Annotated in this window: 10 protein-coding genes; 4 read left to right on the top strand and 6 right to left on the bottom strand. The window is 53.4% G+C overall.

Annotation, left to right across the window (positions count from 1 at the left end):
* Positions 1–240: 240 nt before the first annotated feature.
* Both mfd and HZS80_RS09405 read left to right on the top strand, forming a co-directional pair.
* Positions 241–3,690 (top strand): transcription-repair coupling factor, encoded by a 3,450-nt coding sequence (mfd, locus tag HZS80_RS09410; RefSeq protein WP_179915911.1) that lies wholly within the window; start codon positions 241–243, stop codon positions 3,688–3,690.
* A 110-nt stretch (positions 3,691–3,800) separates the two neighbouring features.
* The gene (locus HZS80_RS09405; RefSeq protein ID WP_179915910.1) at positions 3,801–4,952 is read left to right on the top strand and encodes a L,D-transpeptidase family protein; all 1,152 of its coding nucleotides are present in this window, start codon (positions 3,801–3,803) and stop codon (positions 4,950–4,952) included.
* Between the two features lie 186 nt (positions 4,953–5,138).
* On the opposite strand, the gene HZS80_RS09400 is transcribed toward HZS80_RS09405, so the two are convergent.
* The 6 genes from HZS80_RS09400 to HZS80_RS09375 form a co-directional block, all read right to left on the bottom strand.
* The gene (locus tag HZS80_RS09400) at positions 5,139–5,402 is read right to left on the bottom strand and encodes an Lpp/OprI family alanine-zipper lipoprotein (protein ID WP_022523170.1); all 264 of its coding nucleotides are present in this window, start codon (positions 5,400–5,402) and stop codon (positions 5,139–5,141) included.
* 225 nt (positions 5,403–5,627) lie between these two features.
* Positions 5,628–6,257 (bottom strand): L,D-transpeptidase family protein, encoded by a 630-nt coding sequence (locus HZS80_RS09395; protein WP_035557261.1) that lies wholly within the window; start codon positions 6,255–6,257, stop codon positions 5,628–5,630.
* 154 nt (positions 6,258–6,411) lie between these two features.
* Entirely contained in the window at positions 6,412–6,876 is a 465-nt protein-coding gene (locus tag HZS80_RS09390; protein WP_035557258.1) for a ferritin family protein, read from the bottom strand.
* Between the two features lie 52 nt (positions 6,877–6,928).
* The gene (locus HZS80_RS09385) at positions 6,929–7,390 is read right to left on the bottom strand and encodes a DUF6586 family protein (protein WP_035557255.1); all 462 of its coding nucleotides are present in this window, start codon (positions 7,388–7,390) and stop codon (positions 6,929–6,931) included.
* The gene (gene topA / locus HZS80_RS09380) at positions 7,387–10,014 is read right to left on the bottom strand and encodes a type I DNA topoisomerase (RefSeq protein ID WP_035557252.1); all 2,628 of its coding nucleotides are present in this window, start codon (positions 10,012–10,014) and stop codon (positions 7,387–7,389) included. Before topA ends, HZS80_RS09385 begins: the two co-directional genes overlap by 4 nt.
* Before the next feature lie 293 nt (positions 10,015–10,307).
* Positions 10,308–12,866, bottom strand: coding sequence for a DUF3141 domain-containing protein (locus HZS80_RS09375; RefSeq protein ID WP_179915909.1), 2,559 nt, complete (start codon positions 12,864–12,866; stop codon positions 10,308–10,310).
* A gap of 247 nt (positions 12,867–13,113) precedes the next feature.
* On the opposite strand from HZS80_RS09375, the gene HZS80_RS09370 reads away from it, so the two are divergent.
* The gene (locus HZS80_RS09370; protein ID WP_035557245.1) at positions 13,114–14,100 is read left to right on the top strand and encodes a LysR family transcriptional regulator; all 987 of its coding nucleotides are present in this window, start codon (positions 13,114–13,116) and stop codon (positions 14,098–14,100) included.
* A 172-nt stretch (positions 14,101–14,272) separates the two neighbouring features.
* Complete coding sequence (lipA, locus tag HZS80_RS09365; protein ID WP_179915908.1) at positions 14,273–15,331, top strand: lipoyl synthase; 1,059 nt, start codon at positions 14,273–14,275, stop codon at positions 15,329–15,331.
* Positions 15,332–15,345 lie beyond the last annotated feature (14 nt).

Here is a 15,345-nt window from a genome sequence, read left to right as displayed (position 1 = left end):
GAAACAGAAAGTGGAAACGGGGTCGTAAACCAATAATTTAGTTTATTATCCGGGGCAAGCGCAGTCGTCGCAATGAAAGGATAGTCGCACAACATGTAGGGGTATTACAGAAACGCCAATCTCACTACAAAACTACTTTCATAACACATTAACCCACTACCTTAAGCCGCGGCACTCTAACTGAAACGGGTGATCGTGTATGATCTGTTTTCCGTTTCAGCGCAAAACGATATCTTGCTTATGCCGACTTTCTCTCTGCTCCCCCCCCCCCAGCCTCAAGGGACTCGCGATACGCTCTACTGGTTATCGCCACCGGGCAGCGCGACTGCCCTGGCTCTTTCACGCGTGGCCCAGCACGCCCCGCTATTGGTGATCACCCCCAATACGGCCAGTGCGCAGCGTCTGGAGCAAGACCTCTACTTTTATAGCGACGTTCCGGTACTTCCTTTCCCCGATTGGGAAACGCTGCCCTACGACAGCTTTTCACCCCATCAGGACATCGTCTCGGCGCGGCTACGCACTCTGCGCCAGCTTCAGGATGGGGTACGCGGCATTGTATTGGTGCCAATCAATACGCTGATGCAACGCTTACCACCGGTCGAATATATTGCCGGGCGGGTAATGACACTCAAAACTGGCGAGCGATTAAATCGCGAAGCGTTCCGAGAATCACTTTCGCGAGCGGGTTATCGCGCCGTGGAGACGGTGTATGAACCCGGCGAATACGCCATGCGTGGGGCATTGATCGACCTATTTGCAATGGGCATGGATGAACCGATTCGCATCGATCTGTTTGACGACGAGATCGACACGCTGCGTCACTTCGACCCCGGCAGCCAGCGCTCAACCGATAAACTTGAGTCGCTAGAGTTGCTGCCCGCCCACGAGTACTCATTGAGCCGAAGTGCCATCGCCTGCTTTCGTGAGCAGTTTGAAACCCTCTTTGATGTCGATCCGCGCCAGTGCCCCCTCTATAACGATGCATTAAAGGGCATTCCTTCACCGGGTCTGGAGCACTATCTACCGCTGTTTTTCGAGCAGACCGCTTCGCTGTTTGAACACCTGACCGACGATACCCGGGTAGCCCTACTGCCTGGCGTTTTTGATGCCGCCGAGCAGCACTGGCAATCCATTGACGCCCGCTACGTTAACCTGGGCGTCGACCCGACCCGACCACTGCTGCCTCCTCACCGAGCGTTTTTCCCGGTCAGTGATGTTTTTGCGGCTATAAAAGCACGCCCGCGCATTGAGCTCACTGAGGATAGCGAACAGCGCCATGCGTATCTGCCAGAAGCAGCACCGCTGCCTACACTCTCTATCAATGCCCGCGCTAAGCAGCCGCTGGGCGAACTGACTACATTTTTGAAGTCGCATGCTAAAACCCGAGTGCTGTTTGTCGCGGAATCACGAGGCCGCCGCGAAGCGCTGGAAGAGATATTGGCGCCGCTTAAGCTCTCGCTCCCGCATACCGATAGCTTTCACGACTTTCTCGCCAGTGATCACACCTATGCCATTACCGAAGGCTTGGTGGACAGCGGCCTGTGGCTGAACAACCCAAGCGTTGCGGTGATCAGTGAAACAGAGCTGTTTGGCGATGTGGTACGTCAAAGCCGTCGGCGCGAAAAAGCCACCGATGATAACGAGCTAGCGGTTCGTCACTTGTCAGAGCTGCGCGAAGGCGCGCCGGTGGTTCACCAAGCCCATGGCGTTGGGCGCTATTTAGGTCTGGAAACGCTGGAGGCCGGCGGTCAGGCCAATGAGTTTTTAGCACTCTCCTACGCCGATGGCGCTAAACTTTATGTGCCCGTCGACAGCCTGCACATGATTTCACGCTACAGCGGTGCCGGTGACGAACTGGCGCCGCTGCATAAATTGGGTTCCGATCAGTGGGAAAAAGCCCGCCGCAAAGCCGCTGAGAAGATTCGTGACACTGCCGCCGAACTTTTGGATGTTTACGCTCGCAGGGAAGCTCAACAGGGCGTGGTCTACGAAGCGCCAGGCGAGGAGTATGTGCGTTTTGCGAGTAACTTCCCATTCGAAGAAACGCCCGACCAGCATGCGGCCATTGAAGCGGTAATCAGCGACATGACGTCGCCGCAGCCCATGGATCGCGTGGTATGTGGTGACGTAGGCTTCGGCAAAACTGAAGTGGCCATGCGCGCGGCATTTATCGCCGTGCAATCAGGTCGCCAAGTAGTGGTCCTGGTGCCTACCACGCTGCTGGCGCGCCAGCATTTCGAGAATTTCCGCGACCGTTTTGCCGACACCGCCGTCAATATTGGCTTGATCTCTCGCTTCACCAGCGGCAAAGAGGTTACCCAAACATTAGAGAGTGTTAAAAACGGCCAAACCGATATCGTGATTGGCACCCATAAACTGCTCTCTAAAAGCGTTGAGCTACCCAAAATGGGACTCCTTATCATTGATGAGGAGCACCGCTTTGGGGTAGCGCAAAAAGAGAAACTCAAAACGCTGCGCGCTGAAGTCGATATTTTGACCCTGACCGCGACGCCTATTCCGCGCACGCTGAATATGGCCATGAGCGGTATCCGCGATTTGTCGATTATCGCTACGCCACCCGCACGACGCCTGTCGGTCAAAACGTTTGTTCAGCAACATGATGCCAGTATCATTAAAGAAGCCCTACTGCGCGAGATACTGCGTGGCGGGCAGGTGTATGTGCTGCATAACGAAGTCAAAACCATCGAAAACAGTGCCGAAAAAATTCGTGAGCTGATTCCTGAAGCGCGGGTGGCAGTTGCCCACGGCCAACTGCCTGAGCGCAGCCTCGAACGCATCATGTCGGACTTCTATCATCGCCGTTTTAACGTGCTGGTATGCTCGACCATTATTGAAACTGGTATTGATGTGCCTAGCGCCAATACTATTATTATCGAACGCGCCGATAAATTTGGCTTGGCACAGCTTCACCAGTTACGGGGCCGTGTTGGCCGTAGCCACCACCAGGCTTATGCTTACCTGCTGACACCGCCCCCTAAAGCGATGACCCGTGATGCCATCAAACGCCTGGAAGCCATTAGCGCTTCGGACGATCTAGGTGCTGGTTTCACCCTGGCCAGCCACGACATGGAGATTCGCGGAGCAGGCGAGCTACTGGGGGATGAACAGAGCGGCCAGATGGAAACCATTGGCTATACACTTTACATGGAGATGCTTGACCGGGCAGTGAAGGCCATTCGTGCGGGCAAAACACCCAATATCGACGCGCCCTTCAATACCGGCGTGGAAATCAACCTCAACCTGCCCGCGCTGATTCCAAGTGATTATATTCATGATGTTCAGCAGCGCCTGGTGATGTACAAGCGGATTGCCAACACCCAGAGCGATAGCGAACTTACAGAGTTACAGGTTGAGCTAATTGACCGCTTTGGCTTGCTGCCCAATCCGTTGAAAAACCTGATTCGCCAGACCAAGCTGCGCCACCGTGCCGAGCAATTAGGCATCAGCAAAATCGAGGCTGGCGAGAGCCGCGGTAGAGTACTGTTTGATAGCAGCACCCAGGTGGATCCCTTAACCCTGGTGACCCTCATTCAGACGTCACCAAAGCACTTCCGTTTAGAGGGCTCTGACACCTTACGATTTGAATTATCAATGGAAAACGTCGACCAACGCTTTCAACAGCTTGAAAACCTACTTAGTACGCTTAATCAAAAAGTAGCGGCGGCGTGACGCTTGGGGCAAACTTGCCAGTAGCCATGCCCTAGTTAACCCACCTTGTGGATTAACATCAGTGACCCAACGACGCGCATCAGCAGTAAATTAACATATTAGGAATGACCATGAACATTCGCGACACCTTTACCCTCTGGGGCCCCACCAGCTTGGCAGTACTACTAGCCGCGAGCTTGGCGAGCCCTGCTTTTGCGCAATCGGCTGACGAGCAAACAGAAAACCCAGTACAAGAACAGTCAGAAGAGCCGACCCAAGAGCAAGCACAGGAAATCAGCATCGATGCTGTGGACAGCGCCGCCCAGGTTGCTGACCAGGACGAGCTGCCCCGTGGCCACTTCCGCCTACCTGAAAAAGGCGATGTCATCGGGGAGCGCTACACCGTCGTTGTCGAAGACCCCAAGCAGACGCTGATCGATATCGCCCGACGCCACAACATTGGCTATGAAGAGATGCGTATGGCCAACCCGGATGTCAGTCTCTGGGTACCCGGCGCAGGTACCGAGGTGGTGATCCCCGCTCAGTACATTCTGCCACCCGCGCCGCGGGAAGGCGTTGTCATTAACCTGTCAGAGCTTCGCCTCTACTACTACCCTGCAGACAAGCCCGGCATTGTCGAAACTTACCCGGTCAGCGTAGGGCGTGAAGAGTTCGCCACTCCCGTGGGCATTACTCGCACCACGGTTAAGGTTAAAGACCCCGCTTGGGCACCGCCATCGTCGATGCGTCGCGAAGCAGCTGAACGAGGTGAGCCGGCACCGTCGGTAGTTCCACCCGGCCCACAGAACCCGCTTGGCGAGCATGCGATTCTACTCGCCATGCCGAGCTACCTGATTCATGGCACCAACCGCCCTGATGGCGTCGGTATGCGCGTCAGCCGAGGCTGTATTCGCATGTACCCGGAAGATATCAAATCGCTCTATGAGCGCTTACCCAGCGGCACTCAGGTCAACCTAATGGATGCACCGTTTAAAGCGGGCTTTGCAGCCGATGGCACCTTGTTTGTCCAGTCTTTCCCGCAGCTGGAAGAGAACGTAGAAGGCTTTGAGCCACTGCTTAATGCCCTTGAACGCGTAACAGCGCTAACTACTGATAGGGACGTTGAAATAGACGCGGATCAGATTCAGCGCGCCGTAGAAGCTCCTGACGGCCAATTTATCGCCCTATATGGCCCTCAGGCTCCCGAGCCAGAACCGGAGCCTGTTGAGCTGATTGACGAGCTTGAGCTCAGCGCCGCCACTGACCCCGATAAAGACGCGTGACCAACCACCTGGCAACAAAAAACCCCGCCAAGGCGGGGTTTTTTGCGTAGCTAGTATCAAAAACTGCTGTTCTGACGCCTCTGCTTACGGCGCCTTGCTTACTACAGAATATTAATTAACTAACTACAGCTTTCATCCAGCAGCTGCTGAGAGAGCCTAGTGACACCCTCGGCAGCCCAAGCAGAATTACTTCTGCATGGAACGCTGGAACATGCGGTTCATTTCTTCACGGTTCTGCTCAGACATCTGCAGAGCAGCCTGCGCATCGCGCTGGGCTTGGTTTGCAGTGTTCATAGCCTGTGAAGCCATGCTGCGTGCTTCTGCAGCGTCAGCTTGTGCAGATTCTGCAGTCATGCGAACTTCTTCCAGCGCGCTGGTAGAAGCACAACCTGCAAGAATTGCCAGAGAAGCGGCAGCAGCAGTCATCTTCAGAGTAGTTTTCAAAGTCATAATGTTCTCCTTGAGTCGTCCTTGGGTACTACATTAAGGGTATGACAAAAATAAGGCTACGCATTTTACTAACGTACTTAGCTTAAATTTGTCTACCTGCGGTGCAGGTTCTTTACAGTGACTTGTTTTGCGATGCTCGCAAGTCAAACGCTGTTTTATAATAGACTACAGCGGTTGTCTATAGCCACTTGTTTAAAACCTCGAACTTCCTTCAACGGCATTAGCTTAACGGATCACTACACGGGTGCCAACACCCACTAGCGATGCCAAGCGATCAATTTGCTCGTTGGTAACGGCGACACACCCTTGAGTCCAATGATAGCGACCATGAATATCGGGGTCCGCGCTACCCAAGCCATGAATCCCAATCGCCCCACCCAGGGCAGTATTTTGCGGTGGATGACCGTTACGTCGGTAGTAGTCGAAGTAATCTTCATAATCGGTTTGGGAATAAATCCCTTTTTCAAGCGCCATGCGTGCATGGGCTGGCGTTGGGAAATCAATCCCCATAAAGGTACGCCACTGGCTTTCGTAATTAAAACGATTGATACGAAACTCACCCTTAGGAGTCACGTTATCGCCACGAACACGCTGAGTCTTCGCCCCTGCACGCCCTAGGGATATGGGTGCATAGCGCTCTACAAGCGCATTACCACGGAACACACTGAGTGTAGCCTCTTGATCATCAATCAGTACCCACAGCTCATTGCTATGGCGCGGCATATGGGCGCGCGTTAGCACTGTTTCGATAAGGTCAGAGGGAGCAGCCTGGCTAGGTGCAGTGACAGCAGCGCTAGCAACCGCTGGCAAGCTCAGCGCCATAGCTAAAAACCGACGGCGATTGATTAAAAACATGGCAGCTCTCGAAACATAGTAGCCTGTGGTTGACCAACTAAACGCATAGAATGGCTGTTATACCTTATTCCCGCATCCGCCGTTAGTAATTTCGTCATAGTGCCGCTTTGGGTCGTCCCGACGCGATGATGCATTCGGCAGTGGCACATACTCATTAAACGCCCTGTAACTCTTCCATACTCGCCATCATGTGGCGTATTTCAGAATTATGCCCTTCCGCTAGCGAATCAAAGAACTCTGCTTCGGGTTCAATTCTCGAACGTGCGGCACGATGCTTATACAACGCCTGCAAACGCTCATGGGCAGTTGTGGCTGTTTTCATGGCATCTTCTATAGAGCCTGTAACGGTTTGCTCCGCAATTTGATCCAGTTCTGGTGGCTCAGGGAATTCGCTCGACTCGTCGAACCACGTCTCCAGCACCTCAGAATGATCCATACCATCATGGAACAAGTCTTCAAGACCCGTTTTCATCTTCAATTCACGGCTGGCGAGATAATCTAATCCCATTTTTAAGCGTTCATTGTCGGCTTTATCAGCGGCCTCGCTGTATTGACGCGCCATTCGCGCGTGAAAGCCTGCCGCCCATTCGACTAAATCTTTAACTTGGTTATAGCGCATCATGATCTCCTTTTCGTGGTGCTTACTTGACCAGCGGGTAAAATCGAGCCTTTTACCACTCCAGGCTGGTTTCACGCAGAGCAGCTATTTCGCGCTTCGCCGCCTGAAGGTTATCCAGCAATTGCTGAGGCAAACTCGCTTGACTATCCACCTTAATCATAGCGGGATTATGAGTAGTACGCCGCGCAGCACCTTCATCGCTATGTAGGCGTTCAAGCTGGCCCGTCAGCCAATTCAACCAACTTTCCGGCTGAGCGTTTAAGTCGCGCAAGCGCTGTAGCTCTGCCAAAGCTGGGCCTTGCTGAGATAACAATACACGCCAGCGATGCTCTGGCAAGCGAGCGTGCTCAGTGACTTCACGTAAAAGCGACTCTAACGCCAGCTCAAAGAGCGCCAACGCGCTCTCCTCCAGTGCCATCTGCCGCGCGGGGGCATGCTCATCCTCCCCTGCGGGTATAATAGCTAACAGCTCCGCTTGGTAGAGCAACTGATTGGTTCGCGAGCGTGCATTCACTTGCGCTTATCCTCCACGTGCCATTTACCAGCCTCAAACATGGCCTTCCAGCCAGTGGCTTTGCCCTCTTCGTCAGTCATCACAAACTGCTCTTTCGTCTTACGCGAATAACGGATTTGAGCGGGGCGACCATCGGGGTCTTCGCTAGGCGCTTTGAGAATAAAATGGTACTTCTCAGGCAGCTCTTCGGCATGCGCTTTCAGCTCTTTCACCAGCGGCGGCCGCGTTTCGCGATTTTTAGGAAATTTGCTCGCCGCCAAAAATAGGCCACTCGCGCCATCGCGCAGCACGTAATGGTCGTCCACTTTTTGACACGCCAGCTCCGGCATCGGGATTGGATCCATTTTTGGCGGTGCCACTTCGCCGCTCTTTAATAATTTGCGAGTGTTTTTACACTCGCTATTGGTGCAGCCAAAATACTTACCGAAGCGACCTGATTTCAACTGCATCTCAGCGCCACACTTATCGCACTCAATCACAGGCCCTTCATAGCCCTTAATCTTGAATTTTCCGCTCTCCACCTCATACCCATCACAATCAGGGCTGTTGCCACAAATGTGCAATTTACGCGTTTCATCAATCAGGTAGTTGTCCATCGCCGTGCCACACTTGGTGCAGCGACGCTTAGCACGCAGCGCATTAGTTTCAGCCTCTTCGCCCGCGTCTTCCGCTACCGCTTCTTCACCTGGGATCAGATCGATGGTGGTCTTGCAGCGCTCTTTTGGCGGCAAATTGTAGCCGCTACAGCCCAGGAACACGCCTGTTGAAGCGGTGCGAATTTGCATATGGCGGCCACATTTCGGACAGTCAATATTGGTGGGCACCGGCTGATTGGGCCGCATACCATCTTCGCTCTCCGCCTTGGCTAGCTCTTCACGAAACTCGCCGTAGAAATCATCTAGCAAAGCCTGCCAGTTACGCTCGCCTTCGGCGACTTCATCAAGACTATCTTCCATGCGCGCAGTGAACGAGAAATCCATCAAATCAGGGAAGGACTCTTTCAGCCGCTCGGTCACGATATCGCCAAGCTTCTCGGCATAAAAGCGGCGGTTTTCAAGCTTCACATAGCCGCGATCCTGGATCGTAGAGATAATCGATGCATAGGTAGAAGGACGACCAATCCCCTGCTTCTCAAGCTCTTTCACCAGGCTTGCTTCGGTGTAACGCGGTGCAGGCTTGGTAAAGTGCTGCTGAGGATCGAGTGCCTCCAACCCCATCGGCGTGCCTTTAGGCAAGTCAGGCAGGCTCTGATCTTCATTTTTACCGCTGGGCTTCATCACCCGTGTATAACCATCAAATTTAAGCACGCGTCCTTTAGCACGCAGCTCATACCCATCAACCTCGACGCTAAGCGTGCTGGACAGGTACTCAGCAGGCGTCATTTGGCAAGCCACAAACTGGCGCCAGATCAGCTCGTAAAGGCGCTCTGCATCGCGCTCCATGCCGGACAGGTCTGATGCTTTGCGTTCAACGCTGGAGGGACGAATCGCTTCGTGGGCTTCTTGAGCACTCTCTTTACTGCTGTAACGATTAGGCGCTTCAGGCAGATAGCGTTCGCCAAACTCTTCGCCGATATAACTGCGCACGCCTTCCACTGCATCTTTTGAAAGATTGGTGGAGTCAGTACGCATATAGGTAATATAGCCCGCTTCATACAGACGCTGGGCCATGGTCATGGTCTTCTTAACAGAAAATCCTAACCGGCCACTCGCGGCCTGCTGTAGCGTAGAGGTAATAAAGGGCGCTGTCGGCTTGGAACTGGTGGGCTTGTCTTCCCGCGAAGTAATCGCAAGTTTGGCTTTTCTAAGCTGCTCAATACGCGCCAGGGTGTCTCTTTCAGAGGTAGGCTTAAAGGCTTTGCCATCCTGACGAACCAGAGCAAAACGCACCAGCTCACCTTCGGGAGAAGCCAAATCCGCGTGCACATCCCAAAACTCTTCAGGAATAAAGGCACGAATTTCGCGCTCGCGCTCAACAATTAGACGCACCGCGACGGACTGTACACGGCCAGCCGAAAGCCCACGCGCCACTTTAGCCCACAGCAAAGGTGAAAGCATAAAGCCCACCACGCGATCCAGGAAACGCCTAGCTTGCTGTGCTTCCACCCGAGGGATATTTAGCGCGCCCGGCGCTTTGAACGCGTCCTGAATGGCATTTTTGGTGATTTCATTAAACACCACGCGCTTATAGCGGCTGTCGTCTCCACCGATAGTCTCACGCAGGTGCCAGGCAATGGCTTCCCCTTCGCGATCCAAATCCGTTGCGAGATAGACAGCGTCAGCTTTCTCAGCCAGCTTCTTTAGCTCGGCAACGACTTTCTCTTTTCCGGGCAACACCTCATAGCGGGCTTCCCAGCCGTTGTTAGGGTCAATCCCCATCCGCCGAATTAGCTGATCTTGGCTCTTACGCTTCTTATATTCCACCTTCTCTTCCGCCGACATCTTGCGTGTCGCTGCGGCCTGGCGTGCGCGCTCCTTAGGGTCGGAGGCTGCCTTACCTGAGCCGCTGGTCGGCAGGTCACGAATGTGACCCACGCTCGACTTCACGATGAAATCGTTGCCGAGATATTTGTTAATCGTCTTCGCTTTAGCTGGCGACTCGACGATGACCAGTGACTTGCCCATAGTGCTCCACTTTCCTAATGCACGGGCTGTCTAGCACGTGCTCTAAATTCGGTGCCGTATCGCCGGGATGAAACAGCCCATTAACAAAGATACGGATGAAAAAATGCGCCTACCCTACCCCAGCCCTTGGCTAAGCGCCAGTAGCAACCAAGCCGTAGGAAGAATCCGTAGATTTCAGACAAAGAGTAGCTAGACACTAGACTGCCACTGGCATTACGGCAACCCAAAAGGCACACAGACAAACAAAGCGCCCCCACCATATAGGCGGGGGCGCTGTGAGCTAACATACTGTTTTAGCGTTTTTCAGATGGCTTATTACCTTCGTTAGCGCTGTCAGATTTCACTGTTGACTTGGTGCTTTCCTCATCGGCTGCAGAGGGTTTAGTGGCTTTTCCCTCTGCTTTGTCAGGCGCAGCCGAGGGCTCAACAGAAGTTAGCTTAGCTGCTTTTGGCTTAGCTTCTTCTGCATTAGCTTTTGCCTGACTAGCTCCTTCCGATGTAACAGCTTTACCAACCACGCCAGTCGTAGCCGTTTGTGACTTTGTAGATGTTTTCGCCTTTGCCTTGGCAGCGTTAGGAGTAGCAGGTGCTTCCTTTTTGCTAGGCCGCGCCTGATCAAAAAGCGCCTTTATCTGAACAAAGCGATTTGCAGCATGCTCCGAAAGCTCGCCACTGGCGGCAAACACGTGCTCAAGATGGCTAATATAACTATCGATATCGTCGTTGCTATTACCCTTGAGCAAAATAGGCAGTGCATTCAGCGCTTGCTTACGATCCAGCTTCAAGATAAAGAACTGCTCGCGCACTAGGCGTTTAAATTCACTCAGCTCTATGCCTGGCTCAAGCTCGGCACGGGAGGCGCGTAACCGCTTAAAGTTACGCTCATCCGTGGCTGGAGCACCGCCGAGCACGTAGATCAGCGAGCGCATCACCGCTTCGTGCGCACCGCCGTGGGTAATCTTCTCGCGCAGCGCTTCCTGACGCTGCTCCATGAAGCGGTGGTGCTCGGGCTCAGCCCCGGGGCGGCGGCGATGCACATGGGCATCGCCATAAAGGCCTACGGCGGCCTGCAACAGCGGCTGGCCATAAATATCCATAAACATTTTTTCGGTGCTACTATCGCGTAAGTCGCGCACCGCATTGAGGCTTGCAACCAACTGGTCAGAGCCCATGGTTTCAAGTGCTTTAAAAAGATTATCTTGAGACACAGGGTGACGATTTTTACGCACCGCTTCTGCCATTACCGGTAACGGCACGGAAAGCGGGTTACGGTCGGAAAGCAGTTTGTAGCCCAGCCGGATCGGGTGCATACGACGAATAAAGCGGGCAGCTTCCGGCGTCATAATAGCTTTTAGCCAGGGCTGCATAAAAATCCGATACAGCCCCAAATTAATTTCTGATATACGCGCCACGGTGGCAAAGCGACGATCATCCTCAGGCTTGTGCATCACTGCCTGATCTAACTCTTCAAAGTTACGCGGCATAAATTCGAGCAGATAATCACGCTCGAACAGCTCGGCATCTTCGCCCTTTTCCGCCGGGGATATGGAGGTTTCGTACAGCCCAGGCGGGAGTACGTCGATGTAATCCATATTGGCAGTGAATTCGGTATGCTCTTTGCGCGACACGCTACCCGAAACAAATATACCTAGGTGGCCGGTAGTATCATGCTGGCAATAGACGATAGTTTGCTCGTTGGCGATGATGTCATCTGTGTTTTCATATAAATCACGAATCCAGCCCAACGCTTGCGGCGGCGGGGTAATATCGTCCCCACGAGAACAGAACACCACGATCGGTGAGCGCACATTCCGTAGGTCGATTCGGCGCCCATCACGAGTCACCAACTGCGCGGTAGAAAGTCGATTGCCCACAAACAGATTATCGACAATATATTGAATTTCTTCACCGCCCAACAGGACGTGACCGCCCCACCAGCGTTCAAAGTCGAGGTATCGGCCCGCTTCTGTATCGATGTTATCGTAAAGGTGATACTGTTTTTTCCAGTACGTATTAGCCGGGTTGAGGCGCTCAAAATTCTGCACCAACCACGCCCCGTCAAACAGGCCATTGCCAATGTCGCTAGTGAGTGCCGTAATCCAACTACCCCCGGTCATACCGCCCGTATAACGCATTGGGGCTTTACCATGCTCGCCCGCCCAATAAGAAAGCGGCGCACCGGCAATAAGGATCGGCCCAAACACATCTGGCTCTAGTGCGGCCGCCATCATGATTTGCCAGCCTGCTTGGCAATTGCCCACCACCATTGGCTTTTCGGTGGTTTCGGGGTGAAGCTCAATTACATGGCGTAGAAATGCAATTTCTGAATCAACTACGTCCTCGACGGTTTGACCCGGCTCAGGAAATGGTAAAAAACCAATAAAGTAGCAGGGATGTCCCGCTTTTAGCGCCACCCCCAACTCGCTGTCTGGCTTAAAGCCACCAATCCCTGGCCCATGCCCCGCTCGCGGGTCGATCACTACAAAAGGACGTTTTTGTAGGTCAGTTTCAGTCCCTTCATGGGGCAGTACGCGCAGCAGTTCATAGTTAGTTGGCCGCGGTAGCGTCCGCCCATCCAGCAGCACTTCGGTATCAAACCCCAACACACTGGGCTTGGTTTGCTCCATATGTTCAAGGTACTGATTACCACGCTCGCGCATAACGTCCAGGTACAAAACGCTACGCTCCATGCTATCGCGCCAGTAACCGAAGGCCGCCCGTCCAAACCCAAATGGGTCGAATAAGGAAGCGATCGGTTCACTACTTGGCAACGCTGTGGAGCCATTTTGTTGCTTTAGCCAGGCGTCAGTAAAAGCGCTGGTGGTTAGCAAAGGATTGGCGAGAAAGTTCATAGGTTCTCCCATGGGGTTGATGCGCCGGCATCAAACCGGGCAGCAATGAGGATGCTGCAATGCAATATAGTTTAGGCCACTACATGCGCGACGTCGATCTTTACCCCTAATATTTACGACCAAAGGGCGACATAACGCTCTTTCAGCAGCGCCAAAGATTCAGTGTTAGCATGCGTTGCGCTGGCGATAAAGCCTGTATTGGGCATTAGTCCTAGCGACATTAAAGAGTGTTCACTACGAGGTTGCTATGTCATCCCCTACTCTGCTCAATCGCCTTACATTTCGGCAACTACAGGTCTTCCAGGCGGTGCACCGGCAACGCTCTTATTCTCGCGCAGCTGAGCAGCTAGGGCTTACCCAGCCCGCGGTGAGCGCACAAATACGCCAGCTTGAGCTGGCGTTGGGGCAGCCACTTTTTAACTACGCGGGCAAAACGCTCCACACGCTTCCCGCCGCAGATACGCTCGCCCATTCGACACGAGAAATTTTTGGTCAGCTTTCACGCCTGGAAATGAACCTATCGGACATTAACGGCAAAATAAGCGGTGAACTTAATATTGCGGCAGTATCCTCGGCGCAATATGTCGTACCTTACTTACTCGCCCGTTTCCGCGCTCACTACCCAGAGGTGCACGTTCGCTTAAAGGTATGCAATCGCAGCCAAGCCCTAGAGCGGTTGACTGAGCAGCAGGATGATCTCGTTATTATGGCGATGGTGCCAGAGGATGATCGCTTAGTAGTGATGCCGATTCTTGATAATGAATTGATCGCGGTGGTCTGGCCGGAACACCCCCTACTCTCTATGCCGGAGCCCTCTCTGGCAGACTTCGCACGCCACTACGTGTTAATGCGTGAGCCGGGTTCTGGCGTGCGCAATGCCTTTGAACAAATGGCCGCCAATCAGCAGGTCGCCCTTCCCCACTGTATTGAGCTGGGCACCAATGAAGCCATTAAAGGCGGAGTAATGGCCCACTTAGGCGTTGCCGTTCTCCCCCGCTTGGCGGTACAGCTTGAGCTTGAACAAGGGTTACTTTTTGAGCTTGGGCTTCCCGATTTCCCGATCCACCGCTCCTGGTGCACGGTTTATGCGCGGGAACGTTTTCCCACACCGGTGGCAGAGCTTTTCTTAAGCTTTATCCGTGAGCACTTACCCGATTATCGCCGCCACTTTCAAGCGCCCTCAAGCCCGTTACCGAGCCACGGCGTCGCTTGCCTGCCAATGCTTGCGCCCTAGGGCCATGCGGTGTCCTGTTGACAGTGAGATATGTTACATTAGTAGCTATTAGCACGATGAAATATCGGATGCACTTCGTATTAATTAATCAGGTATCAATTGGCAGGTCTTGTAAGGGCTTAACGCCTGCTAACGTACTCGGCCTACCGCACAAAAGAGAGGCTCTGTCCCTATGAGCAATATCCCTCCGCAACGCGTGTCTAGCGGTGAAAAATTCCGTAATGAACATGGCATGACGGTGATCAAGGATGGCATGAAGCAGCGCAAAGCGCAGGCAGAAGCCCCTTCTCTTGAACGCAAGCCCAAGTGGCTGCGCGCACAGATCCCTGGGGGGGAGCGTTTTGAAGCGGTCAAAAAGAACGTTGCTACCCATCGACTAAGCACCGTTTGTGCTGAATCTCATTGCCCCAATATGGGCGAGTGCTGGAGCAACGGCACGGCGACTATCATGCTTATGGGATCAGTATGCACCCGCGCTTGTCGATTCTGCGCGGTAGATACCGGCAACCCACAAGGCTGGCTCGATCACGAAGAACCTGAAAACACCGCGAAGTCAGTGGAGTTAATGGGCCTTCGTTACATCGTGCTCACCTCGGTAGACCGTGACGATCTCGACGATGGCGGTGCATCGCACTATGCCAACTGTATTAGTGCCATTAAAGCGCGCACACCTGAAGTAGTCGTGGAAGCCTTAACGCCTGACTTCGATGGCGAGCTGAGTGCTATTGAGCGCGTTGTTGATTCTGGGTTACAAGTATTTGCCCAAAACGTGGAAACCGTTGAACGATTAACAGGCCGTGTACGTGATCGGCGAGCGGGTTATCGTAAAACGCTTGATGTGCTTGCCCATGCCAAGCGCTACCGTCCTGACATCATCACCAAAACCAGCTTAATGCTGGGATTGGGCGAAACTGACGAAGAGATCTTGCAGACTTTTGATGATCTGCGTGAAATCGGTGTCGATATCGTCACGCTTGGTCAATATTTGCGCCCAACCAAAAATCACTTGGCGGTTGAGCGCTGGGTAACGCCAGAAGAGTTTGACCGCTACCGTGTGATCGGTTTGGAGAAGGGCTTTATGGAAGTGCCTTCTGGCCCGCTGGTGCGTTCCAGCTATCGCGCTGATCGCGTGTTTGAAAAGAATAACCTTGGGCTCGCCTCACCCGCTGCAATTCCTGGTCAGGAACAAGAAGCGAATCCCAATATTATTCCAGCACTAAACGTAGGATAAGACTAACTCCAGCG

This window comes from Vreelandella glaciei, from assembly GCF_013415125.1.
In the GTDB taxonomy this organism is placed as follows: domain Bacteria; phylum Pseudomonadota; class Gammaproteobacteria; order Pseudomonadales; family Halomonadaceae; genus Vreelandella; species Vreelandella glaciei.
Note: the sequence above shows the minus strand (reverse complement) of the source record. Positions and strands in the feature narration are given on the sequence as shown.